Source organism: Aestuariivirga sp. (assembly GCF_020252405.1).
Classification (GTDB): Bacteria; Pseudomonadota; Alphaproteobacteria; order Rhizobiales; family Aestuariivirgaceae; genus Aestuariivirga.
On the sequence record NZ_JADCDA010000071.1, the window covers coordinates 1 to 23,879 of the forward strand.

Annotated in this window: 21 protein-coding genes; 10 read left to right on the plus strand and 11 right to left on the minus strand. The window is 64.9% G+C overall.

The window, feature by feature from the left end:
* Window positions 1-128 precede the first annotated feature (128 nt).
* From IOC69_RS10795 to IOC69_RS10805, 3 genes are read right to left on the minus strand one after another with little or no spacing between them, the layout of a single operon-like run.
* The gene (locus tag IOC69_RS10795; RefSeq protein ID WP_290543557.1) at window positions 129-1,100 is read right to left on the minus strand and encodes a neutral zinc metallopeptidase; all 972 of its coding nucleotides are present in this window, start codon (window positions 1,098-1,100) and stop codon (window positions 129-131) included.
* A gap of 21 nt (window positions 1,101-1,121) precedes the next feature.
* Window positions 1,122-2,093: a 2-dehydropantoate 2-reductase gene (locus IOC69_RS10800; protein WP_290543558.1), complete on the minus strand. Its 972-nt coding sequence runs from the start codon at window positions 2,091-2,093 to the stop codon at window positions 1,122-1,124.
* Window positions 2,090-3,592, minus strand: coding sequence for an acyl--CoA ligase (locus IOC69_RS10805; RefSeq protein ID WP_290543559.1), 1,503 nt, complete (start codon window positions 3,590-3,592; stop codon window positions 2,090-2,092). Before IOC69_RS10805 ends, IOC69_RS10800 begins: the two co-directional genes overlap by 4 nt.
* A gap of 192 nt (window positions 3,593-3,784) precedes the next feature.
* Between IOC69_RS10805 and IOC69_RS10810 the strand changes: the two genes are divergently transcribed.
* The 5 genes from IOC69_RS10810 (at window position 3,785) to IOC69_RS10830 (ending at window position 8,123) form a co-directional block, all read left to right on the plus strand.
* Entirely contained in the window at window positions 3,785-5,413 is a 1,629-nt protein-coding gene (locus tag IOC69_RS10810) for an NAD+ synthase (RefSeq protein WP_290543560.1), read from the plus strand.
* A gap of 1 nt (window position 5,414) precedes the next feature.
* On the plus strand, window positions 5,415-6,734 hold the full coding sequence (gltX, locus tag IOC69_RS10815) for a glutamate--tRNA ligase (protein WP_290543561.1): 1,320 nt from the start codon (window positions 5,415-5,417) through the stop codon (window positions 6,732-6,734).
* A 129-nt stretch (window positions 6,735-6,863) separates the two neighbouring features.
* The gene (locus tag IOC69_RS10820) at window positions 6,864-7,052 is read left to right on the plus strand and encodes a type II toxin-antitoxin system HicA family toxin (RefSeq protein ID WP_290543562.1); all 189 of its coding nucleotides are present in this window, start codon (window positions 6,864-6,866) and stop codon (window positions 7,050-7,052) included.
* Window positions 7,049-7,465, plus strand: a complete 417-nt coding sequence (locus tag IOC69_RS10825; protein WP_290543563.1) for a type II toxin-antitoxin system HicB family antitoxin — start codon at window positions 7,049-7,051, stop codon at window positions 7,463-7,465. Before IOC69_RS10820 ends, IOC69_RS10825 begins: the two co-directional genes overlap by 4 nt.
* Window positions 7,466-7,481: 16 nt before the next feature.
* The gene (locus tag IOC69_RS10830) at window positions 7,482-8,123 is read left to right on the plus strand and encodes a glutathione S-transferase family protein (RefSeq protein WP_290543564.1); all 642 of its coding nucleotides are present in this window, start codon (window positions 7,482-7,484) and stop codon (window positions 8,121-8,123) included.
* A 117-nt stretch (window positions 8,124-8,240) separates the two neighbouring features.
* On the opposite strand, the gene IOC69_RS10835 is transcribed toward IOC69_RS10830, so the two are convergent.
* Window positions 8,241-9,023 carry a PhnD/SsuA/transferrin family substrate-binding protein gene (locus tag IOC69_RS10835; protein ID WP_290543565.1) on the minus strand — a complete coding sequence of 261 codons (783 nt, stop codon included), beginning with the start codon at window positions 9,021-9,023 and terminating at the stop codon, window positions 8,241-8,243.
* 48 nt (window positions 9,024-9,071) lie between these two features.
* Between IOC69_RS10835 and IOC69_RS10840 the strand changes: the two genes are divergently transcribed.
* The 3 genes from IOC69_RS10840 (at window position 9,072) to IOC69_RS10850 (ending at window position 12,874) form a co-directional block, all read left to right on the plus strand.
* Complete coding sequence (locus IOC69_RS10840) at window positions 9,072-9,812, plus strand: glycosyltransferase family 2 protein (protein WP_290543566.1); 741 nt, start codon at window positions 9,072-9,074, stop codon at window positions 9,810-9,812.
* 177 nt (window positions 9,813-9,989) lie between these two features.
* Window positions 9,990-10,283 (plus strand): HU family DNA-binding protein, encoded by a 294-nt coding sequence (locus tag IOC69_RS10845; RefSeq protein ID WP_290543567.1) that lies wholly within the window; start codon window positions 9,990-9,992, stop codon window positions 10,281-10,283.
* Between the two features lie 155 nt (window positions 10,284-10,438).
* The gene (locus IOC69_RS10850) at window positions 10,439-12,874 is read left to right on the plus strand and encodes an FAD-dependent oxidoreductase (protein WP_290543568.1); all 2,436 of its coding nucleotides are present in this window, start codon (window positions 10,439-10,441) and stop codon (window positions 12,872-12,874) included.
* A 214-nt stretch (window positions 12,875-13,088) separates the two neighbouring features.
* On the opposite strand, the gene IOC69_RS10855 is transcribed toward IOC69_RS10850, so the two are convergent.
* Genes IOC69_RS10855 through IOC69_RS10885 form a run of 7 tightly spaced genes read right to left on the minus strand, consistent with a single transcriptional unit; the run spans window position 13,089 to window position 20,912 of the window.
* Window positions 13,089-13,883: a 2OG-Fe(II) oxygenase gene (locus tag IOC69_RS10855; RefSeq protein WP_290543569.1), complete on the minus strand. Its 795-nt coding sequence runs from the start codon at window positions 13,881-13,883 to the stop codon at window positions 13,089-13,091.
* Entirely contained in the window at window positions 13,870-14,424 is a 555-nt protein-coding gene (locus IOC69_RS10860; protein ID WP_290543570.1) for a hypothetical protein, read from the minus strand. The genes IOC69_RS10855 and IOC69_RS10860 overlap by 14 nt, the downstream gene beginning before the upstream one ends.
* Complete coding sequence (locus IOC69_RS10865) at window positions 14,417-17,371, minus strand: sarcosine oxidase subunit alpha family protein (protein WP_290543571.1); 2,955 nt, start codon at window positions 17,369-17,371, stop codon at window positions 14,417-14,419. The genes IOC69_RS10860 and IOC69_RS10865 overlap by 8 nt, the downstream gene beginning before the upstream one ends.
* Window positions 17,368-17,613, minus strand: a complete 246-nt coding sequence (locus tag IOC69_RS10870) for a sarcosine oxidase subunit delta (RefSeq protein ID WP_290543572.1) — start codon at window positions 17,611-17,613, stop codon at window positions 17,368-17,370. The genes IOC69_RS10865 and IOC69_RS10870 overlap by 4 nt, the downstream gene beginning before the upstream one ends.
* Complete coding sequence (locus tag IOC69_RS10875; protein ID WP_290543573.1) at window positions 17,610-18,869, minus strand: sarcosine oxidase subunit beta family protein; 1,260 nt, start codon at window positions 18,867-18,869, stop codon at window positions 17,610-17,612. Before IOC69_RS10875 ends, IOC69_RS10870 begins: the two co-directional genes overlap by 4 nt.
* Before the next feature lie 49 nt (window positions 18,870-18,918).
* The gene (locus tag IOC69_RS10880; RefSeq protein WP_290543574.1) at window positions 18,919-20,115 is read right to left on the minus strand and encodes a multidrug effflux MFS transporter; all 1,197 of its coding nucleotides are present in this window, start codon (window positions 20,113-20,115) and stop codon (window positions 18,919-18,921) included.
* The gene (locus tag IOC69_RS10885; protein WP_290543575.1) at window positions 20,115-20,912 is read right to left on the minus strand and encodes a M55 family metallopeptidase; all 798 of its coding nucleotides are present in this window, start codon (window positions 20,910-20,912) and stop codon (window positions 20,115-20,117) included. Before IOC69_RS10885 ends, IOC69_RS10880 begins: the two co-directional genes overlap by 1 nt.
* Window positions 20,913-20,985: 73 nt before the next feature.
* Here IOC69_RS10885 and IOC69_RS10890 point away from each other — a divergent pair, with 73 nt between their 5' ends.
* Together IOC69_RS10890 and IOC69_RS10895 are read left to right on the plus strand one after the other, a co-directional pair.
* On the plus strand, window positions 20,986-22,191 hold the full coding sequence (locus IOC69_RS10890; RefSeq protein WP_290543576.1) for a cytochrome P450: 1,206 nt from the start codon (window positions 20,986-20,988) through the stop codon (window positions 22,189-22,191).
* 102 nt (window positions 22,192-22,293) lie between these two features.
* The gene (locus IOC69_RS10895) at window positions 22,294-23,874 is read left to right on the plus strand and encodes a trimethylamine methyltransferase family protein (protein ID WP_290543577.1); all 1,581 of its coding nucleotides are present in this window, start codon (window positions 22,294-22,296) and stop codon (window positions 23,872-23,874) included.
* Window positions 23,875-23,879: the final 5 nt, after the last annotated feature.

The following is a 23,879-nucleotide window of genomic DNA, read 5'->3' on the forward strand; positions in this document are numbered from 1 at the left end:
AGCCGAATGGAGCCTGATCTGCACCGCCCACAACCTCTGCAAACTGGCCAAGGCCGCAACATGAGCCAGAACATCCCGCTGAACCCATTGCACAAATGCAACAAAAATCAGATTATCCAGACAGGCTCCTAGAGACTGCCCGCCGAGAAGGTGTCGCAATCCTTCAGGCTCTGGGCGCTGAGGCCCTTCCTGAACCAGTTGACGCGCTGGGCGGAGCTGCCGTGCGTGAAAGACTCAGGCACCACATAGCCCTGGGACTGCTTCTGCAGCCGGTCGTCGCCGATGGCGGCGGCGGCATTCAGCCCCTCCTCGATATCGCCGTCCTCAAGGATATTGGCGGAGGCATTGGCTTCCTGGGCCCAGATGCCGGCGAAGCAATCGGCCTGCAGCTCCATCTTCACGGACAGCGCATTTGCATCGGTCCGGGAGGCGCGCATGCGGGCCTGCTGCACATCGTCGGCAATGCCCAGCAGGTTCTGCACATGGTGGCCCACCTCATGGGCGATCACATAGGCCTGGGCGAAATCGCCGGGAGCGCCCAGCTTGTTCTTCATGTCCTGATAGAAAGAGAGGTCGATATAGACCTTCTGATCCGCCGGGCAATAGAAGGGCCCCATGGCGGCCTGGGCATTGCCGCAGGCCGACTGGACGAAGCTATCGAACAGCACGAGCTTGGGTTTCTGGTAGTTGCCGCCGAGGATTTCGCCCCAGACGCGGTTGTTGGAACCCAGCACGCGCGCCACGAATTCCTTGCCGGCATCGGAATTGGCCGAAGGCACGTTGGGGTTCCGCAGGCCGCCGCCGGAATTGTCCGTCACCTCGGTGCGCGTGTCGGGCAGCGTGATCTGCGTGTCCTGGCTGCCCGGAACCGGCATGCCGCCATTCAGCACCTGGAGGAGGTCGAGGCCGAACAGAAACCTGAAAATGAAATAGATGATGACGAGGACAATGATCGTCTTGATGCTCAATCCGCCGCGGCCCGTGCCAATGGGAATGTTGACGCCGCCACCGCGTCTGCCGCCTGGAAAGCCAAAGCCGCCGCCCTGGCCCCGCCGGTCCTCGATCGAGTCATAATCGGGCTTCTCATTGTCGAGGCGCATGGCGGGCCGTACTTCATCGTCTCAAGGTTGCCGACTGCGGAACTTGCAGAGATCATAGACCAATTGCAAGCCCGGCGTGCCGATGCCGACGATGCGGCCAAGCTCGATCACGACACCCAGCAATGCGTCGAGTTCGGTGGGCCGGCCCGCCTCCACATCCTGCAGCATGGAGGTGCGGTGGGCCCCCACTTTCGCCGCCATGTCCATGCGCTCGCCGGCATCCACCGCGAAGCTGATGCCGAGCTTCTCGGCCACCGCCCGCGCCTCATCCATCATGGTGCGGATGACGCGGCGGGTTCCGGGGTCGGTGGCGAGATCCTGCAGCGTGCCGAGCGTCAGCACGCTCACCGGGTTGAAACAGAGATTGCCCCACAGCTTGAGCCAGATTTCGTTCCTCAGATTGGGCCGCACCGGACTCTTGATGCCGGCGCTGGTCAGCAGCTTGCCGAGCAGCTGCGCACGCTCCGACTTCTCGCCCGCCGGCTCGCCCAGCGGCATGCGGTCGCCATAGTGGTGCGCGATGACGCCCGGCGCCTCGATCTCGGCCGCCTGCCAGACGACGGCGCCCAAAGCGCGCTCCGGCCCGATGCGGTTCCAGATGAGACCACCCGGGTCGACGCTTTCAAGCCGCGTTCCCTCATAAGGCCCGCCCACGCCATGGAAGTACCACCAGGGAATGCCGTTTTGCGCGAAGAGGATCGCGGTGTTGTCGCCGATCATCGGCATCAGCTGGTCGATGACGGCGGCAAGGCCATGGGCCTTCAGCGTGAGGATGATGTAGTCCTGCGGCCCCAGCTCCTTCGGGTCATCGGTGACCCTGGGGTGCACGACCTGCGTCCCGCCGCCCTGCTTCAGCGTGAGGCCCCTGGCCCGCATCGCCGCGAGATGGCTCCCGCGCGCCACGAGCGAGACATCCGCTTCGCCTTTCAGCGCCAGCCTCGCGCCCACATAGCCGCCGATGGCGCCAGCGCCGAAGACGCAGATCTTCGTCATGCCAGACCCAGCTTCTGCGCAAGCCCGATGCGCTGCAGCTTGCCGGTGGCGCCCTTGGGGATCTCGTCCAGGATCACGATCTTCTTCGGCGCCTTGAAGGCCGCAAGCCTGCCATTGGCGAAGTCCTGCAACTCGCGCTCCGTGGCGCTCTGGCCCTCGCGCAGCACGACGGCCGCCGCCACTTCCTCGCCCAGCCTGTCATGCGGCATGGCGAAGGTGACGGCCTGCGCCACGGCTTCATGCGCCATCAGCACTTCGTCCACTTCCATGGGGGCGACCTTCTCGCCGCCGCGGTTGATGATCTCCTTCAGGCGGCCGGTGATCTTGAGATAGCCGTCCCCGTCCATGCAGCCCTGATCGCCGGTGTGGAACCAGCCGAAGGCGAAGCCCGCCTCGTTGGCCTTTGGGTTGTTCTCATAGCCGGGCGTCACATTGGGGCCGCGGGTTACCACCTCGCCCTCCTCGCCCGCGCCGAGCAGCCTGCCGTCGGCGGACATGACAGCAACCTCGGGGCCTGCCGCACAGCCCACGAAGCCCGGCTTGCGCTTGCCCGGCGGCAACCGGTTGGACGCCATCTGATGCGCATTCTCCGTCATCGCATAGGCCTCGATGACAGGGCAGCCGAAAGTCTCCTCCAATGCGTGGAACACCGGCACGGGCAGCGAGGCCGAACTTGAGCGGATGAAGCGCAGCGGGTTGGCCTTGATGATATCGGCATTGCGCCCGGCCCGCGCCAGGATCGCCTGATGCATGGTGGGCACCGCCGTAACCCATGTGGGGCGCGCCTCCTCCATCTGCCCGAAGAACTTGAGCGCGTTGAAGCCCGGCGTGGCGAAGACCGAGGCCCCCGCCGCGAGCGTTGCAAGGATCGCCGCGACGAGCCCGTGGATGTGGAACAGCGGCATGATGTTGAGGCAGCGGTCGGCTTCCGTCAGCTGCAGCGTGTTGCGGATGTTGTTGGCGGAGGCGAGCAGGTTCGCATGGGTCAGCGGCACGATCTTGGGCCGCGAGGTGGTGCCCGAAGTGTGCAGCACGAGCGCCACGTCACCGCCTTCGGCATAGCCTTGCCCGGACGGCGGAGAAACCGCATCGCCCGTGATGGTGAAGGCCCCGGCCTCCCGCCTCGGTGACGCCGTCAGAACCGGAATGCCGAGCCGCCTGGCGGCGGCGATGGCGGGCGAGGCGCTGCCCTCCTCGACCAGCAGGGCCTTGGCCTTCAGGTCATCCATATAGAAGTGGAACTCATCCTCGCGATAGGCGGGGTTCAGGGGTGCGGCGGTCACCGCACAGGCGCAGGCCACGAAGGCCGCCGCCATGTCCGGCCCGTTGGGCAGCACGATGGCGAGCTTGTCGTTGCGGATGAGACCGCGCCGCCGCAGCGCCGCGCATGTGTCCTCCGCCAGGGCGGAAAACCGGCCATAGCCATGGGGCTCCCGGCCGGAGGCCAGAAGGGCGGTATCGCCCGGCGGGCGGGCGTCGAGAAGGCCTTTCAGGATCATTCCGGCAGTCTGCCCATTTCGGCAGCCCCGTCAACGCCGCGCAACTGAAGGTCAGACCTGCATGGTCCGGCGCATGGTCCGTTCACGCGGAATCGCCTGACCGGAAAGAACATGCGCCAAGTCAAAAGCTTGAGCATGATCTTATCGCAAAAGCGGTTCCACTTTTGCGGATCATGCCCTAAGACGGCCTGCATGACCGGCAGACTTATCATTGCCCTCGCCCAGCTCAACCCGACACTCGGCGCCATCAATGCCAATCTGGCGCGGGCCCGCGAAGCCCGGCGCGAGGCGCCGGATGCCGACCTGATCCTGTTTCCGGAGCTGTTCATCTGCGGCTATCCGCCGGAGGACCTGGTGCTGCGCCCGTCCTTCGTGGAAGCCTGCCGCGAAGCGGTCGAGGAACTGGCGAAAGACACACTCACCGGCCCCGCCGTGCTGATCGGCCTCCCCTGGCGCGAGGGCGCCTATCTTTATAATTCTATGGCGCTGCTGGCCAATGGCAGGATCGAGGCGGTGCGCCACAAATTCGACCTGCCCAATTATGGCGTGTTCGACGAGAAGCGCGTGTTCGACGCCGGTCCTGCTCCCGGCCCCATCTCCTTCAAGGGCGTGCGCATCGGCGTTCCCATCTGCGAGGATATCTGGACGGAGGAGACCTGCGAGACGCTGGCCGAGACCGGCGCTGAAATCCTGCTCTCCCCCAACGGCTCGCCCTTCGAGCGCAACAAGGATGACGTGCGCCTCAACCTCGTGGTGGCGCGCGTCACCGAAACGGGGCTGCCGCTTGCCTATCTGAACCAGGTGGGCGGGCAGGACGAACTGGTTTTCGACGGGGCGTCCTTCGTGCTCAACGCGGATCGCAGCCTCGCATGGCAAATGCCGATGTTCGAGGAGCAGTTGGCACTCACCGAATGGCTGCGCGGGGAGGACGGCTGGCGCTGCGTGCCGGGCGAGATCGCCGGGGTGCCGGAGAATGAGGCCGAGACGTGGAAGGCCTGCGTGCTGGGGCTTCGCGACTATGTTTTGAAGAACCGCTTCCCCGGCGTGGTGCTGGGCCTGTCGGGCGGCATCGACTCGGCCGTGGTCGCCGCCATGGCGGTCGATGCGCTGGGGGCGGACCGCGTGCATTGCGTGATGCTGCCCTATGCCTATACGAGCAGGGACAGCCTGGCCGACGCGGGGGAATGCGCAAATCTTCTGGGCGTGCGCTATGACGTGGTGCCGATCAGTGAGCCGGTGGAGGGCTTCCTCCATGCGCTGAAGCCGATGTTCGAAGGCACGCCCGCGGGCATCACGGAAGAGAACCTGCAATCGCGCTCGCGCGGCGCAATCCTGATGGCGATTTCCAACAAGTTCGGCTCCATGGTGCTGACCACCGGCAACAAGTCTGAAATGTCGGTGGGCTATGCGACGCTCTATGGCGACATGAACGGCGGCTTCAACCCGATCAAGGACGTCTACAAAACGGAAGTGTACCGGCTGGCCAACTGGCGCAATTCGCTGGGCTATGTGATCCCCGGGCGCATCATCACCAAGGCGCCGACGGCGGAACTGCGCGAGAACCAGAAGGACCAGGACTCGCTGCCGCCCTATGAGGTGCTGGACGCGATCCTCGAGGGCCTTGTGGAGAACGAGCTGCCGGTGGAGCAGATCGTCAGGGCCACGGGCTTCGAGGAGGCGCTGGTGCGCCGCATCCAGCACATGCTCTACATCGCCGAATACAAGCGGCGCCAGGCGGCCCCCGGCGTCAAGATCACACGCCGCAACTTCGGCCGCGACCGGCGTTACCCGATCACCAACGCTTTCCGGGACGGGCGCTGAGATGACCGCCATCGTCCGCTTCGCGCCTTCGCCCACGGGGCGCATCCATATCGGCAATGCCCGCACCGCCATTCTCAACTGGTTGATGGCGCAGAAAACCGATGGCCAGTTCGTGCTGCGCTATGACGACACCGACACGGCGCGTTCAACGGACGAATTCGCGCAGGGCATCGCCGCCGATGTGGACTGGCTCGGCATCAGGCCCCACCGCGTCGAATGGCAGTCGAAGCGCTTCGGGCGCTATGACGAGGTGGCAGACAGGCTGCGCGCCGAAGGCCGGCTCTATCCCTGCTATGAGACGGCGTACGAGCTTGACCGCAAGCGCAAGCTGCAGGAGGCGCGCAAGCTGCCGCCCGTCTATGACCGCGCCGCGCTGATGCTGACGGACGCGGAGCGTGCCAAGCTCGAGGCCGGCGGCCGCAGGGCGCACTGGCGTTTCCGGCTGGACGGACGTGTGGTGGCGTGGAACGACCTGATCCGCGGCCCGCAGCACATCGACACGCGCTCGCTGTCCGACCCTGTGCTGGTGCGCGAGGATGGCAGCTATCTCTACACCCTGCCCTCCGTCATCGACGACATCGACTTCCGGATAACCCATGTGATCCGCGGCGAGGACCATGTGGTCAACACCGCGGTGCAGATCGAGATCACCCAAGCGCTGGGCGCGAAACCGCCGGCTTACGCGCACCACAGCCTGCTGACGGGGGCGGACGGCAAGGGCCTGTCAAAGCGCCTGGGCTCGCTCTCCATCGCCTCGATGCGCGAGGACGGGCTCGAACCCATGGCGGTCGTCAGCCACGCCGCCCTGCTCGGCACCTCCGGCAATATCCATCCGTATACGGATTACCGCGGGCTGGTCGACGGCTTCGGCCTCGACAAGCTCTCCCGCGCGCCCGCCCGCTTCGACGAGCAGGAACTTCTGATGCTGAACGCGAAGCTGCTGCATCACCTCCCATGGGAAAAGGTGAAGGACCGGCTGCCCGGCGACAGCGAGGCTCTCTGGCTGGCGGTGCGCGGCAACATCGTGACACTGTCCGATGCCGGAACGTGGCGCGAGGTCGTGAACGGCGGCGTCACGCCGGTGGTGGCCCCGGAAGATGCCGAGTTCATCGCCGCTGCACGCAAGCTGCTGCCGCCCTCGCCATGGGATGCCACCACATGGAAGGTCTGGACCGAAGCGGTGAAGGCCGCGACAGGCCGCAAGGGCAAGCCGCTGTTCATGCCGCTGCGCCTGGCGCTGACGGGCCTTGATCACGGACCGGAACTGGCCCAGCTGCTGCCGCTGATCGGGCGTGAAACGGCGCTTGAGCGGCTCGGCTAGACGTCAACACTTTTGTTGACAAACTGGAGATGTTCGCCTATTTGAAAATGACGGAAGGAGTACTGCATCTGCAGTGAGCCGCTGCGGCTCGCCTTTTCAGACCGCTTGGAGTCTTGAAGGTGGAGATGCATGAAGTATTCCGAATTCCGACGCTGGCTCAGGAAGCAGGGTTGTACGTTCGAAACGCATGAAGGTGGCAGCGGTCACATCACAGTGCTCTACAAGGGGCGGCGTTCCCAGCTTCCGGCACATGGAGCGGGCAAGGACTTGAAGAAAGGCCTCGTGGAGGCCATCAAGAAACAGCTCGGATTGAAATGATCTCTTATCGCGTAAAACTTCAGGATGACGACGGCACGGTGCTGGTCACCTCGCCCGACTTTCCGGAACTCGTCACCTTCGGCGATGATCGGGAGGACGCGCTGTCCTACGCGGTTGGCGCCTTTTCCGAAGCGATTGCAGCGCGCATGGCCCATCGCGAGCGGATCCCGCCGCCATCCAAAGGCAAACCCTCCGAACCGCATGTCGTATTGCCGTTGCAGGTCGAACTGAAGGTACGGCTCTACCAGAACATGGACGAACTCGGCGTGCGCAAGGCGGACCTCGCCCGCAAGATGGACCTGCACCGGCAGGAGATAGACCGGCTTCTCGACCTCAACCACGCCACAAGCGTTGCCAGGCTTGAGAAGGCTTTCCGCGCCCTCGGCAAAACCCTCGACATCAAGGTCGCCTGAGGTCCATACTCCGTCAATGATCCTCGTTGGCCAGTTCGACTCTCCCTTCGTGCGGCGCGTGGCGGTGACGCTCAATCACTATCACATGCCTTTCACGCGCAATCCGATCTCCGTCTTCCGCGACATGGACGCGATGCGGCAGATCAATCCGCTGGTGCGCGTGCCGTCGCTGATCCTGGAGACCGGCGAGGTGCTGATCGATTCCTCCGCCATCATCGACCACCTTGACGAGATGGCGGGCCCTGCCCGCGCACTCACCCCGGCGCATGGGCCGGAACGGCGCAAGGTGCTGCAGGCCGTGGTGCTGGGCTTGGGCATTGGGGAGAAGGCCGTGGCGCTGTTCCTCGAGCGGCTGTTCCACATCGACAAACACATCAACCGCGACTTCGAGAAGCGCATGATGGGGCAGATTTCGGCCGCCCTCGAAAAACTGGAACATGACTGCGGCGCGCCATGGTTCTTCGACGGCAAGATGACCCAGGCCGACATCACCGCCGGCTGCGTTTTAGGATACCTCAAAATGCGCGTGCCGGACATGTTCCCGGCGGACAAATACCCGAAGCTTCACCACCTGGCGCTCCATTGCGAAACCAGGGAAGACTTCGTGAAGGCCCGCCCCTCGCCCGAAGAGACCGTGCCGGGCCGGACGCGGCATTGAGATTGGCCCGCGCCGCTTCGGCAGGCCAATCGGGCTGGCGCATGTTCCGGCCGGGCGGTTCCGCCTGAACGGAACAAGCGCCAGCTTTCGCTGGGGTGACGGATTGAGGGGGTGGGGTTACGCCAGCCCGGAACCGTCGAACAGCCGCAAGCCGCCGGCCTCTTCCATCGCGGCTTCGAGATCGGTGATGCGGTCGTAGGCGATGACCGGCAGCTCCGAGAATCCGGACAGCAGCAGCGCTTCGCGCACATCCGCAAGCGAGGGATCGGCGAAGGTCTTTCGCAATGCGCTGCGGAGCGCGGTCACATCGCCGGCCCCCGTGATCCACGGCAGGCCCGGCACGGCGGGCGAGCGCGCGGCCTCCACCAGGCCTTCCAGGGCTGCGGGCCGATAGCGCCTTGCCATCTCCACGCAGACACAGTCGATGGCGCAGACATCGGCCACGCCCTTCTGCACGGCGGCGAGCGAGGCGAGATGGCCGCCGGTTTCCACAGCGCCCGCGAAGAATTGCCCCTGTTCCGCCAAGGCCGAGAAGACCAGCTTCAGCGCCAGCATGCCGGACATGGAATCCGGCGTGTTCACCGCCGCCACGCCGCCGCGAAACGCCTCCAGCGGCCTCGCCTCCCGCGCCATGACGATGCTGCGGTAATTCGGCCCCCCGCAGCCGTCCGCCGCATAATGCGGCGTTCCAACATAGGCCACCTTGCCCTTCAGCGCATGGGTGAAGGGATAGCCGCAGGTCTGGGCGAAGAGCAGGTCATCGCGCAACCACGGCATGGCGAATTCATCCGGACGCGAGAGCGCGATGTCAACGCCCAGGCAATCCGCGACTGCTTTCCACCACAGGTCCGTGGCCTCCCGCACCTCGGGCCAGTCATACATCTGCAGCGCGGCAATCATGGGGGCATGCTATAGCATCCGTGGAAAATGAAACAGCGTAACGGCAGCATGAACAGCATTTCCGTCGTCATTCCCACCCGGGGCCGCCACCGCTTCCTGCGTCAGGCGCTGGAGAGCGTGCTGGCGCAGGGTTACGCGCCACATGAGATCATCGTCGTCGATGACGGCGCCGGCGCGGCGGAGGCCGTGGCCGGCATGCACGAGGCGATCACGGTCCTGGACAATGGCCGGCGCGGCCCGGTGCCGGCGCGCAACATGGGCGTCGCCCATGCAACAGGCGACTGCATCTGCTTTCTCGATGACGATGACTGGTTCACCGACAATGGCTATTTCGCCCAGGTGGCGGAGGCCTTCGGCCGCGGCGCGGACTTCTGCTTCTGCGACGGCATCCTGCGTTTCGAGGACGGCAGGCCGGACCTGCCCTTCGCCTTCGACGCCGATCAAGAGACGCTGACGCGCGACAACACCATCCTTATCTCCGGCGTCGTCTATCGCCGCGCGCTGCATCGAGCTCTCGGCCCCTTCGACGAGACACTGCCCTTCTACTGGGACTGGGACTGGTATCTGCGCGTCGCCCGTGGCGGCCATCCGCTCACCCACATCCGCAAGGCCGTGGTGGCCATCCGCGTCCATGCCCAGAACATGTCAGGCCAATCGCTCGAAGCCCAGCGCCGGGACAATCTGGACAGGTTTTCCACAAAGCACGCGCTGCCGCCGATCCCGCTCAAGAACCATCTCGACATCGCCACGCAAGCGCCAGGCAAGCCGCCCGCGCCGCGGGAACCTTAAGCAAAGCATTGATTTTAAACCGTTTCCAAGGCCGTCCGGGCGGCCACAGGACGCAGACCCCCTATTCTCAAGGGTTTTTCCGCCGCTCGCCCGAAAAAACCCCGGAAAATAAGAGTTTTCGCGAATCGCAATCGGCGTTATCGCAGTGGTCAGCCTAACCCCAACAAGGAGAGAGACATGGCTGACGACAAGATCCAGACGATTGCCCTTTCGAAGCTCGCGGCTGAACTCGCCGAGAAGCACGAGATGTCGAAGAAGGCGGCAGGCGAATTCCTCGGCGCCTTCGTCGAACTCACCGTCAAGAACCTGAAGAAGGGCCACAAGGTGCGCGTCACCGGACTCGGCATCTTCCAGGTGAAGAAGCGCCCCGCCCGCATGGGCCGCAATCCGGCCACCGGCGAAGCCATCAAGATCAAGGCGTCAAAGAAGCTCGCATTCCGCGCCGCCAAGGAAGTCAAGGACGCCATCTGAAATTGCTCCTTTCTTCAATCGAGAGATGGCCCTGCCCAACGGCGGGGCCATTGCGTTTCGGGATGAATTCTTTTCACCCGCGGCGCCGATTGCAGACCCCGCCGAAGAGGCGCTAGAACACTGTTCAAAACCGTTATCTTGCAAGGATATTTTCCATGAAGACCCAGGCTCGTGTCGTGGTGGTCGGCGGCGGCGTTGTCGGCTGTTCGGTGCTCTATCATCTCACCAAGGCCGGCTGGAAGGACGTGGTTCTGGTGGAGCGCGATATCCTCACCTCCGGCTCCACCTGGCATGCCGCGGGCGGCTTCCACACGCTGAACGGCGACCCGAACGTGGCGAAGCTGCAGGGCTATACGATCGCCCTCTACAACGAGCTTGAGCAGATCTCGGGCCAGGCCTGCGGGCTGCACCGAACAGGCGGCCTCATCCTCGCCGACACGCCGGAGCGCATGGAATGGCTGAAGATGGCGCACGCCCGCGCCCGCTACCTGGGTCTGGAGACCGAGATCATCTCCATGGCCGAAGCCAAGAAGATGCATCCGCTGCTGGAAGAGAGATATTTCGCCGGCGCCATGATCGACGCCGCCGACGGCAACCTCGACCCCGAAGGCACCACGCATGCCTATGCCAAGTCGGCCCGCATCAATGGCGCGGAGATATACCAGGACACCAGGGTGGAGGAGCTGAAGCACCGCCCTGACGGCACATGGAACGTGATCACCAACAAGGGCAACATTCACGCCGAGCATGTCGTCAATTGCGGCGGGTTATGGGCGCGCGAAGTGGGCCGCATGGTGGGGATCGAACTGCCCGTGCTGGCCATGGAGCACATGTATCTCGTCACCGACGAGATGCCGGAGGTCGTGTCCTACAACAAGGAGCGCGGCCACGAATTGCCGCACATCATCGACTTCAAGTCCGAGATCTACATGCGCCAGGAGCGTTCGGGGCTGGTGCTCGGCGCCTATGAGCGCGCCTGCGTGCCGTGGAGCCCCAGGAACACGCCGTGGCAGTTCGGCCGGGAGCTGCTCCAGCCCGACCTTGACCGCCTCGCGCCCAACCTCGAGCTCGGCTACAAGCATTTTCCCGCGCTGGCGAACGCCGGCATCAAGCGCGTCATCAACGGGCCCTTCACCTTCACACCCGATGGCAACCCCATCGTCGGCCCGGTGCAGGGTGTCCGGAACTTCTGGCTCGCCTGCGGCGTCATGGCGGGCTTCAGCCAGGGCGGCGGCGTGGGCCTGGCGCTGTCACAGTGGATGGCGAACGGCGACCCGGGCTTCGACGTCTGGGCCATGGACTGCGCCCGCTTCGGCGAATGGGCGACGCGCACCTACACCAACGAAAAGGTGCGCGAGAATTATTCCCGCCGCTTTTCGATCCGCTTCCCCAACGAGGAGCTTCCCGCCGCCCGTCCGCAGCAGACCACCGCGCTTTACGACGTCATGCTCTCCCAGGGCGCCGTGATGGGCGACTCGTGGGGCCTCGAGACGCCCTTGTGGTTCGCGCCCAAGGGTGTGGAGCCGAAGGACATCGTGTCGTTCCGCCGCTCCAACGACTTCCAGCACGTGAAGGCAGAGGTGCTGGCGACCCGCACTGGCGTGGGCGTCACCGAGATCGCCAATTTCGCCAAGTACCGCTTCTCCGGTCCGGGCGCGGAGGCCTTCCTGTCGCGCATGATGACCAACAAGATGCCGAAGACGGGCCGCATCATCCTCACGCCGATGCTGAACCCCTCAGGCAAGCTGATCGGCGACTTCACCATCGCCAAGGCGGCGGATGACTGCTTTTACATGTGGGGCTCGTCCCAGGCGCAGATATATCACATGCGCTGGTTCGGGCAGCACCTGCCGGCGGACGGCTCGGTCAGGATTGAGCGCCTCGACATGGGTCTCGTCGGCCTCTCCATCGCGGGGCCGAAGTCGCGCGGGGTGCTGCAGCAGCTGGTCGACGAGGACGTCTCCAACGCCGCATTCAGGTTCATGGACCATCGCTCCATGGACGTGGCGCATTGCCCCGCCCTCATCAACCGCGTCACCTACACCGGCGACTTGGGCTATGAAATCTGGGTGCGGCCTGAATATCAGCGCCGCCTCTACCGGGAGATCATGCGGGCGGGCGAAGCGCATGGCATCGTCAACTTCGGCATGCGGGCGCTGCTCTGCATGCGGCTTGAAAAGAACTTCCCCACCTGGTTCCGCGAGCTCCGCCCCATCTACGGCGGCTTCGAGGCGGGCATGGACCGCTTCATCGACCTCACCAAGAATGACTTCATCGGCCGCGACGCCGCGATGGAGGAGAAGCGCACGGGCGGCAAGCTGCGCCGCGTGTCCTTCATCGTCGATGCCGGCGACGCCGACGTGCTGGGCGACGAGCCGATCTGGCGCGAGGGCAAGGTGGTGGGCTGGGTCACCTCCGGAGGCTTCGCGCATTACGTCGACAAGTCGATGGCGCAGGGCTATGTGCCGGCGGAACTCGTGGGCGATACCTCCGCCGGGGCGTTTGAGATCGAGATCATCGGCGAAAACCGCAAGGCCACCATCATCACCGAACCGCCCTTCGACCCGGAAGGCAAGCGGATGAGGGGCTGACAAAGGTTGAGGGCCCCGGCTGGTTTCGATTTCACTGAACCGAAGCCTGCTCTGGTGAACATGTCGGGCGCGACAGTGGCGGGTATCCCAAAGCGCTGACCCCCATGCTCGTCATCCCGGCGAAAGCCGGGACCCCGCTTTGGATCAACATGCAGGGCAAGAAAGCGGGGCCCCGGCTTTCGCCGGGGTGACGCCATCAAAAACTCGGCTGTGCTCACGCCGTCCGTCCATAAAAGCCCAGCTGGTCCTCGCGGCTGAACACCACGCCCGGCCTGTCGAAATATGAAAACACCGCGATCATGCGGTCCTTCCCGCCCTTCACCGTGCCCACCTTGTGGGCGGTGTTCTTGCCGCGGAAGACGTTGAGCGTGCCGGCATCCAGCGTCAGCGATTTCACATCCTTGTCCTCGCCGCGCAGCAGGCGCGCGACGCCGTCGTAGTTGGGATCGGAGTCGCTTCTCAGATCGGTGCGGTAGATGAACTCGCCGCCCTGCTCCGGCGCCTGCAGCAGGAGCGTGGTGGTGAACTCGCTGCGGTCGAAGTGCCAGTTCAGCGCCTCGCCGTCACGGTAGCTCATGACATTGACGCGAGCCAGCGCATCGCGCGCCGGGTACAGCGCCTCCTTCTCCATCGTCGCGGCGAGGAAGGTGATGAAGTGCGACCATTCGTAGACCCACACCGGGATCGACTGGCTGATCTGGTCGGCGCAGACCGTGTGGTTAACCGTCTCGCACAAGGCAAGTGCCGGATGGTCGGCGCTGAGGCCGGGCATGTCCTTGCGGAAATAGACATTGTGGCGGCGCTTGTGGGTGAAGGAGAGCGTCTCCATCACCGGGCGGATTTCGTCCACCGCCTGCTTCAGGGCGTCAGGCTTCACGAAGCCCGCGAGATTATACATGCCGTCCTTGGCGAGGTCGGCCCGGCACCTGGCGACCAGCCCCTCCCATTCAGGCGTGCCCGGCTTGTCGAGCGGATAACGGTCGAGATCGAGGATGTCATGTATCGGCATTTGTGCGGTGACCTGCGAATTCGAGCGCCGCATCCGTGACGGCTTCCCACACGTCGAGCGAAAAGGTGCGCATCACGTAGATGTCAAAGGCGTTCCCGGCCGTGCAATGCACGGTGACCGGCGTGTGGTGGAGGCCGGTGAGGGCCACCGTGCCGGGCGTGAAGACCGACGCATCCCAGTCAACCGGCATCAGCTTGGCCAGAACGGCGCGCGCCGGAGCACCTTCCAGCGCGATGCGCACGCGGCTGCTCGTCAGAGGCGTTACCGCGCATTGGCCGTGAAGCCGCGCGGCGGCATCATCCGTCTCAGGTCCAATGATCCAGAACTGCGCCGGGCCGATGCGGAACAGGGCGCGGTCGCCATTCACCTGCGCCCGCGCCACCGTCTCCGGCAACGCTCCGACGACATCGGAGAGCTTCGCCTCGAAATCGGGCGAGAGGCCCGCCACCTGTGTCAGCGTGAAGCCGGGGCGCTCCGCGATCCTGAGCGCCGCGCCCGCATAGGGCCTCGCTGAAGCCAGTGCCGATCTGCGCTCAAGCATGGAGGCGGGCTCCTTCCCTGTCGATGAAATGGGGCGACACGATCTTCAGCCGCGCCTGCTCGTTCTTGAGCGGGAAGGCGGCGATGATCTCCTCGCCTTCGTGCTTGAGGCCACCCTTGTAGAGGCCGAGCGCGATGAACTTGTTGAGCTCCGTCGACCAGGTCACCGAGGTGATGTAGCCGCGGCCATGGCCCTTGATCTCGTCCGATGCCGCAAACAGGATCGACCCGCCGCGCAGCTTCTTGTCAGGCTCCATCAGCTCGAGGCCAACGAGGCTCCAGCGGTCAGGCGCCTGGCAATCCTCGCGGAAGCGCAGCGCCTTGCCCACATAGTCCTTGTCCTTGCCGGCCATCTTGCCGAGTCCCAAATCATCGAGCGTGTTGCGGTGGTCAAGCTCGAGGCCCGCCACATGGCCCTTCTCGATGCGCAGGCTGGCCAGCGCCTCGAGGCCATAGGGCTTGATGCCGGTGGGCGCCGCCGCCTTCAGAATATGCTCCCACAGGCTGATCGCATAATCCGCCGCGACATGGACCTCAAAGGCGAGTTCGCCCGAGAAGGACATGCGCAGCAGGCGCACGGTGACGCCCCCGAAGACGAAGTCCCTGCAGCCCATATGGGGAAGTGCGGCGTCAGAAAGGTCAGCCTCCGGGAAGGCCAGCTCAAGCGCCGCGCGCGCCCTGGGGCCCGAAACCGCCATGCCGGCCCATTCGTCCGTGAGGGAGGCGACCTGCACATTGAGCTCCGGCCACTGCATCTGCAGCAGGTATTCGAGCCACGACATGACCTCGCCGGCCTGGGCGGTTGTCGTGGTCATGTAGAACTGATTTTCGGTGATGCGCGCCGTGGCGCCGTCATCCAGCACGATGCCGTCGTCGTACAGCATCACGCCATAGCGCACCTTGCCGACGGGCAGCCTGGCGAAGCCGTTGACATAGACGCGGTTGAGGAACTCCGCCGCGTCCGGCCCCTGAATGTCGATCTTGCCGAGCGTTGACACATCGGCGAGGCCCACGCCGCGGCGAACGAGCTCCATTTCCTTCACATAGGCCGTCTCGGGCGTGGCGCCGGCCCAGGCATAGAACCAGGCGCGCTTCCAAAGCCCCGCGTCGATGAAGGTGGCGCCGTTCTTCACGTGCCAGTCATTGAGCGGCGAGCGGCGCACAGGGCGAAAATGCGAACCGCGCGTGCGGCCGGCGATGGCCCCCATGGTGAGCGGCGCATAAGGGGGCCGGAAGGTGGTCGTGCCCGCTTCCGGAATGGTGATGCCGCGATATTCAGCCATCAGGGCGAGCGCATTGATGTTGGAGGTCTTGCCCTGGTCAGTGCCCATGCCGAGCGTGGTGTAACGCTTCAGGTGCTCGACCGAGCGATAGCCTTCCTGATGCGCGACCTTCACGTCCCTGATGGTCACGTCGCTCTGGAAGTCGACGAAGGCCTTGCCCTTGGCGCCCTGCGTCGGCGCCCATGTCGGCAGGATCGCGTAGGTGCGGTCCGTCGCATGCTCCGGCGCATAGGCGGGCCGCGTCTTGCCAAAGCCGGCATGGGAAGCAGCGGAGGCGCCGGCATTGGAGCCTTCCGCGATGGCGGCAGAGAGGCCGAAGGTGCCCATCATCGCGCCCGCACCGAAATGCGAGCCAGGGAAGCCGCCCGGCACGAAGCCGGCAACAGCTTCATCATATTTCGGCTTGATGCCGCCGTGGGACGAGAGATGCACCACGGGCGACCAGCCCCCCGCCATGCCAACCGCATCGCACTCGACAGTAACCGCATGGGGCCCGCCGAGTTTCACCGCCTTGACGGTCTTGGCGCCTTCGACATCGACGATGCCGCTGCCGGGAAAGATGGCGATGCCCTGCGCACCGGCGCGCGTGAGAATATCGGCGGAGACGTTGCTGCGATGGTCCGCCACCGTCACCGCGACGCCCGCCGCGGCGAGGTCGAGCGCCGCCTGATAGGCCGTGTCGTTGTTGGTGACGAGCACGGCACGCTTGTCCGGGGCGACCGCATAGCGGTTGACATAGGTTCTGAGCGCCGAGGCGAGCAGCACGCCAGGGCGGTCGTTATTGGAGAAGACCAGCGGCCGCTCGATGGCGCCGGTGGCCATCACGATGGTCCTGGCGCGCAGCTGGGTGAGCAGCATGCGCGCCTCGCCCTTCTGCGCGGAGGGGAAGAGGTGGCTGCGGTTCTGGACGAGCACGGCGAGGTTGCCGTCATAGAGGCCCTGCACGGTCGTGCGGGTGAAGGCCTCGGCATTGGGGAGGCTCTTCAGCTCGTTGATGCAGGCCAGGCGCCAAGCCTCCTGTTCGGCATCATTGCAGGAGAGCAGCGAGCCGCCGAAGTCAGTGTCCTGCTCGGCCAGCACGACGCGGGCACCACTGCGCGCCGCCGTCAGCGCCGCTGCGAGGCCCGCGGGGCCGGAGCCGACCACCAGCACGTCGCAGAAAGCGTAGCACATGTCATAACGGTCAGGATCGGGGAGAGCCGTGGCGCGGCCCAGGCCCGCCGCCTTGCGGATGAACGGCTCGTAGAACATCCACGAGCCCTTCGAGGGGCCCATGAAGGTCTTGTAGTAGAAGCCCGACTGGAACAGGGGGGCGAGCAGGGAATTCACCGCCATCAGGTCGAAGTCCGGCGAGGGCCAGGCATTCTGCGCGCGGGCCACGAGGCCATCCACGAGGTCCACCATGGTGGCCGCGACATTGGGCTCAGTGGCAGCCCCCTCGCCGAGCGTGAAAAGCGCATTCGGCTCCTCGATCCCCGCCGCGACAATGCCGCGCGGGCGGTGATATTTGAAGCTGCGGCCGATCAGCAGCCTGTCATTGGCGAGCAGCGCGGAGGCCAGCGTGTCGCCCGCGAAGCCCGGCAACGGCTTGCCGCCGAGGCGGGCGGATATGGGCCTGGCGCGGTCGATGCGGCCGCCCTGCGGCAGCCTGCGGAAGCTGGTCATGACACCACCCCGCCGATTTCGTTGGTGGCCGTATTCCGCGCGAGCTTGAACCAGCGGCGGCAGCCCAGCACGTGCTGCCAGTATTCCGTGTGCGGACCTTTGGGGTTTTCAAAGACAAAGACATGGTCATGCCAGGTCCTGAGATCACCCGTGCCGTGCTTCGGGCGTTGCTTTGTCGCATCGCCGCCATAGCGGAATTCGGAGACGTCGCGGTCGCCGCAGTGGGGGCACGGGATCATCATTGCTTATAGGTCCAGTTGCCGAGGCCGAATTCGTCGAGCTCCCTACCCTTCCCGAAACGGTCGAGCGAAAAATCGCGCACGAGATCATGTTCCCGGTCATGGGCGATGGTGTGGGAAAAGGTCCAGCCGGAGGCGGGTGTTGCCTTGAAGCCCTGATAGCACCAGCCGCCGTTGAGATAGAGGTTCCTGACGTCAGTCTTGCAGATGAAGGGGCTGCCGTCCGGCGTCATGTCCTGGATGCCGCCCCAGTGGCGCAGCAGGCGCAGGCGCGAGATGAAGGGCATGAGCGAGACGGCGCATTCCGCAACCGTCTGGATGCGGTTGAACTGGCCGCGCTGGGTATAGGTGTTGAAGCCGTCGATGTGGCCGCCGAAGACGAGGCCGCCCTTGTCGGACTGCGAGAGATAGAAGAGCTCCGCGCCCCAGGAGACCACATGGTCCACGATGGGCTTGACCGGCTCGGTCACGAAGGCCTGCAGGATGTGGCTTTCGACGGGCAGCCTGAGGCCCGCCATCTTCGCCACGTGGCTGGTGTGGCCCGCCACCGCGATCCCGACCTTCCCCGCATTGATGCGGCCGCGCGAGGTTTCGACACCGGAGACCAAGCCGTCATTGATGAGGAAGCCCGTGACCTCGCAATTCTCGATGATGTGGACGCCCAGCGCCGAGGCCGCGCGGGCATAGCCCCAGGCCACCGCGTCATGCCGCACGGTGCCCGCGCGCGGCTGCATGATGGCGCCAAGGATCGGCCAGCGGGCGTCCTTCGACCAGTCGAGATAGGGCAGAAGCTTCCGCACCTCGCCCGCATCCAGCAGCTCGGCATCGATGCCGTTCAGACGCATGATGTTTCCGCGCCGGGCGAAGACGTCCATCTGCACCGGGCTGATGGCCAGCACGATCTGACCGCGCTGGGAGACCATGCAGTTGAAGTTGAGCTCGTGCGAGAGCCCTTCCCACAGCTTCAGCGAATGCTCGAAAAAGGCCGTGTTGCCGCCGATCATGTAGTTCGAACGGATCAGCGTGGTGTTGCGGCCCACATTGCCGGAGCCGATGTAGCTCCGCTCGATCACCGCGACATTTGTGATGCCGTGGTTCTTGGCAAGATAATAGGCCGTGGCGAGGCCATGGCCGCCGCCGCCGACGATGACCACGTCATAGGAGGATTTGGGTTCGGGCGACTCCCAGGCCTTCGGCCACGGCATATCCGGGTCGAGGGCGTGGCGCGCAAGGGCTAAGGCTGAATAATGCTTGGACACGGCGGCGTTGGTATCAGACTTGCCCGCTCCTGGGCAAGGTGCAGAAAGCTCACCTCCGGCGCCGTTCCGCCCATTCCGTGACGGCGAAGGCCACCAGTCCCAACCCTGCGAAACCGCCCACCAGGGGAATCACCGTGCCATTATAAAGCTGGCCGATGGACCCCCCGGTCACAATGGCAATGAGGGAGGAGAGCGAGCCGACAATCGCCGCCGCCATGCCGGCAATGCGCCCCATCGGTTCCATGGCGATGGCGTTGAAATTGCCGAACAGCAGGCCCGAGCAGAAGAAGCTGAGGAACAGATAGCCCGCAATGAACCACAGGGGCGGCGGGCCGTCGGCCATGAGGCTCACCACCAGGGCGATGGCCGACAGCGCCAGGAAGGCGCGCAGCGCATATTTCGACAGCCGCCGCATGCCATAGCGCATCACGAGCCGCGCGTTCACCATCATGGCAATGGCCATGCCGCCGGCGAAGAAGGCGAACCACAGCGCGAAGTAGGCGCCCTGACCGTAAAGCTCCGCAAACACCTGCTGCGACGTGCCGAGATAGACGATGAAGGCGCCGAAGATCGTGCCTGCACCCACCGTATAGCCCATGGCAACGGGGTTGCGCAGCACCTGCCCCGCCGCCCGGAGCAGCGAGGATACGGCGAGCGGCGTTCGCTTGGCGCGCGGCAGCGTCTCCTCCTGGCGGAACCACAGCCACAGCCCGGCAATGACGCCCACCACCACGAAGCCCACGAAAATCATGCGCCAGCCGGCGAAGAGCAGCACCAGCGTGCCGATCGAAGGCGCGATCATCGGCACCAGCATGAACACCATCATCACGAAGGACATGACGCGCGCCATGGCGGCCCCCGCCTGCCCGTCGCGCACCATGGCGATGGACACGATGCGCGGGGCAGACGCCCCGAAGCCCTGGATGAAGCGCCCCACGAGGATCATCGGAAAGTTGACGGAGAACAGGCAGATCAGCGCGCCCAGCGCATAGAAGCCCAGGCCGATGATGATGGCGGGCTTGCGGCCAAGCGCATCCGACCACGGGCCATAGATCAGCGTGCCCAGCGTCAGGCCGCCGAAGAACGTGGTGATGATGAACTGGCGGCTGTTGGGGTCCGCCGCGCCCAGCTCGTGGGCGATTGTGCCGATGGCGGGCAGCATGGTGTCAATCGACATCGCCACCATGGCGTTGAGCAACGCCACCAGCAGGATGAACTCGACCGAGAGCTTTGCCGGGCTCCGCATCAGGTCACATAGTTCAACATGCGCAGCACGTCGAAATAATGATTGGTCTCGAAGCGAAGCGTGCGATTGCCGATATGTTCCATGCCGGGATACCACTGGTGGCGCGCCGCAAGCGTTGGGCTGGAATAGGCGATCTCGACGATGACATGCTCCGGCATCGCGAGAAGCGACGCCGCGAGGTCGCCGCGCAGGGCCGTGGCGGCGCCATCTCGGATTGCTTTCACCGCCGCGGCGGGCGTCATGGAAATCGTCGACTGGCCGCGGCCTTGCTTCACGGCACAGCGCCCGACATGCGGGTTCACCTCTTCGACTTCGTCCATCAACCCCTTGTCGCCGCTGACGAACACCGTGGGCACGCCCAGCATGGAGGAGGCGAGCGCATGGATAAGGTATTCGGAAGCCCGGTGGCCGTTGATGCGGATCTCGGCGGCATCAAGCGACAGGGTGTGAGCGAGGCTGTTCTCCTCCGAGCCCGCGGCGGAGTGATAGCCGATCATCATCACCGCATCGAATGTCTCGTCCAGCTCCTGCACCATGCCGAGCGGGTGGCCAGCCCAGGAGCGGATGAGCCGCACATCGGCGGGCAGCATGGAGGCGATGATGTTGCGACCGGAACAATGCGCATCCTTCACCAGAATCTCGGTGGCGCCCGCGATCTGCGCGCCTTCGACCGCAGCCACCGCTTCCCTGGTCATCTGCTCGCGGAATTCCTGCCAGTCGGCATGGTTCTTCTCCGCCTCGTCCCAGTGCGTGATGCCAGCGCAGCCTTCGATATCGACGCTGATGTAGACCTTCATGTTCGTCCCCCAAATCACGGACACTCATAGCCGGACTTGCCATAATAGGCGACTTCGCGGGAAGATGGCAGCCATGCGCATCGATACCGCACGCCGTTCCGTTTTCCTCGATCCGGTCGACCCCGCTTTCTACAACGATCCCTACCCCGCCTATCACGCAATCCGGGCGGAGCTTCCCGTGTTCCGGTGGGAACACTATGGCCACTGGTGTTTCGCCCGCTTCGAGGACGTGAACGCCCTGCTGCGCGACCGCCGCTTCGGCCGCCATATCCTGCACATCGCCAGCCCCGGAGAGCTGGGCTGGCCGGAGACGCCTGCCCATCTCAAGCCCTTCCACGACTTCGAATCGCATTCGCTGCTGGAACTCGAGCCGCCTGTCCACACCAGGCTGCGGAGCCTCATCAACCGCTCTTTCCTGTCCCGCCAGGTGGAGCGGATGAGGCCCGCAATCACCAGCCTCGCCAATGGCTTGATCGACCGCTTTGAGGCAAAGGGCAAGGCGGAACTGCTGAGCGACTTCGCAACGCCCATCCCCGTCATCGTGATCTGCGATCTTCTGGGTGTTCCCACCGACATGGCACAGCAGCTGCTCGCCTGGTCGCATGACATGGTGGCGATGTACCAGGCCCGCCGCGACCGTGCGGTGGAAGACAGCGCCGTGAAGGCCACGGTGGAATTCTCCGATTTCATGCGGGGCTATATCACCAGACGGCGGAAGCAGCCGAAAGAGGATCTTCTCTCCGAACTGATCCGGGCGGAGGAACAGGGCGCGAAGCTGACGGAGGATGAGCTTGTCACCACCGCCATCCTGATCCTCAATGCGGGCCACGAGGCGACGGTGCATGCCATCGGCAACGCCATCAAGTGCCTGCTCGAACAAGGCATCCGCACCGGCATCGAGGAGGCCTGTGTGGAAGAGACGCTCAGATACGACGCGCCCCTTCACCTGTTCACCCGCTATGCGCTGGAAGATCTTGAATATGCCGGGATCCGCCTGAAGAAGGGCGAGAGCGTGGGCCTCTTGCTGGGTGCCGCCAACCGGGACCCGGCGCGATTTCCCGAGCCGGACCGCTTCATTCCCGGTCGAGACCCCAACCCCCAGGTCAGCTTCGGTGCGGGCATCCACTTCTGCATCGGCGCACCCTTGGCACGGCTGGAGATGCAGATCGCCCTGCCGCTGCTGTTCCAGCGCCTGCCCCGGCTGGCGTTGGCGGAGCAGCCGGGATACCGGAACGCCTATCATTTCCATGGGCTGGAGGCCCTGAACGTCACCTTCTGAGGCGTCGTTTCCCGGCCATCCCCTGACGTTTCCCTTCACACCCGGCATGGCTGTTGAGCGTAAACCACGCTTCAGGTGAAAACTTCTCAACAGGCCCTTGACATGACCGACGTCCAGCCCGCCTCCGCCCCATCCTCCAGCCGCCGCGTCCGCGGTGGAGCCGACGCCCGCCGCGCCGCCCGCACCTCGACCACCGTGAAGCAGGCGGGCTTCATCCGCCGCGCCATCAAACCCTATGAACCCTTCACGGACGAGCAGCTGGAGCTGATCGAGCACAACGCGGACATCGTGCTGCAGGAAATTGGCCTCGACATTTATGAGGACGAGGAGGCGGTCCGCATGTGGAAGGACGCAGGCGCCGACGTGAAGCCGTCCGCCACCGACCCGAAACGCTTCCGCCTGCGCTTCCCCAAGGGCCTCGTCCGCTCGCTCATCAAGACCGCGCCGCGCGAATATGTACAGCATGCGCGCAACCCGGCGAACAATGTGACCATCGGCGGCAACAACATGGTTTTTGCCCCGGTCTATGGCCCGCCCTTCATCCGCAACCTCGACGAAGGCCGCCGCTATGCCACGATCGAGGATTTCCGCAACTTCGCCAAGCTCGTCTACATGCTGCCGAGCCTGCACCATGCGGGCGGCACGCTGTGCGAACCGGTGGACATTCCGGTGGCCAAGCGCCACCTGGACATGATCTACACCCACATCAAATATTCCGACAAACCCTTCATGGCCTCGGTGACGGCGGGCGAACGTTCGGCCGATTCCGTTGCCATGGCGGAGATGGTCTTCGGCAAGGAGTTCGTGGACCAGAACTGCGTGATGACCTCGCTCATCAACGCCAATTCGCCCATGGTTTGGGATGGCGTGATGCTGGGCGCCCTGAAGGTTCTGGCGCGGGCCAACCAGGCCTGCGTGATCTCGCCCTTCATCGTGGCGGGCGCAATGTCGCCGGTGACGACGGTCGGAACCCTCACGCAGATCCTGGCTGAGGCCTCCGTCGGCATCGCCTTCACGCAGCTCTGCCGCCCCGGTGCGCCCGTGGTGTTCGGCACCTTCGCGGCGTCCATGTCCATGCAGTCGGGTGCGCCCACCTTCGGTTCGCCGGAGCCCGCCATGGTGACATTCGGCGCGGCTCAGCTCGCGCGGCGCATGGGCGTTCCCTTCCGTTCCGGCGGCAGCCTCTGCGGCTCGAAGCTTCCCGATGCGCAGGCGGCCTATGAGAGTGCGAACACCATGTGGTCGACGCTGCTCTCGGGCGTGAACTTCTGCCTCCATGCCGCAGGCTGGCTCGAGGGCGGGCTGGCCTCCGGCTACGAGAAGCTCATCATGGATGCCGACCAGCTGACCATGTTCCAGAAATTCGCCGGGGGCGTTGACTTCTCGGAGAACGGCCAGGCGCTGGACGCCATCCGCGAGGTGGGCCCCGGCTCGCATTACCTGGGCTGCTCGCACACCCAGGCCAATTTCGAAACCGCCTTCTGGCGCTCTTCTCTCGCCGACAACAACTCCTTCGAGCAATGGCGCGACGAGGGGGAGAAGGACATCGTGGTCCGCGCCAATGAGCGCTGGAAGCAGATGCTGCGCGACTACCAGGCCCCCGCGCTGGACGAGGGCATCGACGAGCAGCTCCAGGCCTTCATGGCCAGGCGCAAGGACGTGCTGCCCGACAATGTGAGCTGAGGCGC

Bases quoted from the DNA above. Each gene is read 5' to 3' on its own strand.
- IOC69_RS10795 (WP_290543557.1), bottom strand. From the start codon at position 1,100: ATGCGCCTCGACAATGAGAAGCCCGATTATGACTCGATCGAGGACCGG.
- IOC69_RS10800 (WP_290543558.1), bottom strand. From the start codon at position 2,093: ATGACGAAGATCTGCGTCTTCGGCGCTGGCGCCATCGGCGGCTATGTG.
- IOC69_RS10805 (WP_290543559.1), bottom strand. From the start codon at position 3,592: ATGATCCTGAAAGGCCTTCTCGACGCCCGCCCGCCGGGCGATACCGCC.
- IOC69_RS10810 (WP_290543560.1), top strand. From the start codon at position 3,785: ATGACCGGCAGACTTATCATTGCCCTCGCCCAGCTCAACCCGACACTC.
- gltX (WP_290543561.1), top strand. From the start codon at position 5,415: ATGACCGCCATCGTCCGCTTCGCGCCTTCGCCCACGGGGCGCATCCAT.
- IOC69_RS10820 (WP_290543562.1), top strand. From the start codon at position 6,864: ATGAAGTATTCCGAATTCCGACGCTGGCTCAGGAAGCAGGGTTGTACG.
- IOC69_RS10825 (WP_290543563.1), top strand. From the start codon at position 7,049: ATGATCTCTTATCGCGTAAAACTTCAGGATGACGACGGCACGGTGCTG.
- IOC69_RS10830 (WP_290543564.1), top strand. From the start codon at position 7,482: ATGATCCTCGTTGGCCAGTTCGACTCTCCCTTCGTGCGGCGCGTGGCG.
- IOC69_RS10835 (WP_290543565.1), bottom strand. From the start codon at position 9,023: ATGATTGCCGCGCTGCAGATGTATGACTGGCCCGAGGTGCGGGAGGCC.
- IOC69_RS10840 (WP_290543566.1), top strand. From the start codon at position 9,072: ATGAACAGCATTTCCGTCGTCATTCCCACCCGGGGCCGCCACCGCTTC.
- IOC69_RS10845 (WP_290543567.1), top strand. From the start codon at position 9,990: ATGGCTGACGACAAGATCCAGACGATTGCCCTTTCGAAGCTCGCGGCT.
- IOC69_RS10850 (WP_290543568.1), top strand. From the start codon at position 10,439: ATGAAGACCCAGGCTCGTGTCGTGGTGGTCGGCGGCGGCGTTGTCGGC.
- IOC69_RS10855 (WP_290543569.1), bottom strand. From the start codon at position 13,883: ATGCCGATACATGACATCCTCGATCTCGACCGTTATCCGCTCGACAAG.
- IOC69_RS10860 (WP_290543570.1), bottom strand. From the start codon at position 14,424: ATGCTTGAGCGCAGATCGGCACTGGCTTCAGCGAGGCCCTATGCGGGC.
- IOC69_RS10865 (WP_290543571.1), bottom strand. From the start codon at position 17,371: ATGACCAGCTTCCGCAGGCTGCCGCAGGGCGGCCGCATCGACCGCGCC.
- IOC69_RS10870 (WP_290543572.1), bottom strand. From the start codon at position 17,613: ATGATGATCCCGTGCCCCCACTGCGGCGACCGCGACGTCTCCGAATTC.
- IOC69_RS10880 (WP_290543574.1), bottom strand. From the start codon at position 20,115: ATGCGGAGCCCGGCAAAGCTCTCGGTCGAGTTCATCCTGCTGGTGGCG.
- IOC69_RS10885 (WP_290543575.1), bottom strand. From the start codon at position 20,912: ATGAAGGTCTACATCAGCGTCGATATCGAAGGCTGCGCTGGCATCACG.
- IOC69_RS10890 (WP_290543576.1), top strand. From the start codon at position 20,986: ATGCGCATCGATACCGCACGCCGTTCCGTTTTCCTCGATCCGGTCGAC.
- IOC69_RS10895 (WP_290543577.1), top strand. From the start codon at position 22,294: ATGACCGACGTCCAGCCCGCCTCCGCCCCATCCTCCAGCCGCCGCGTC.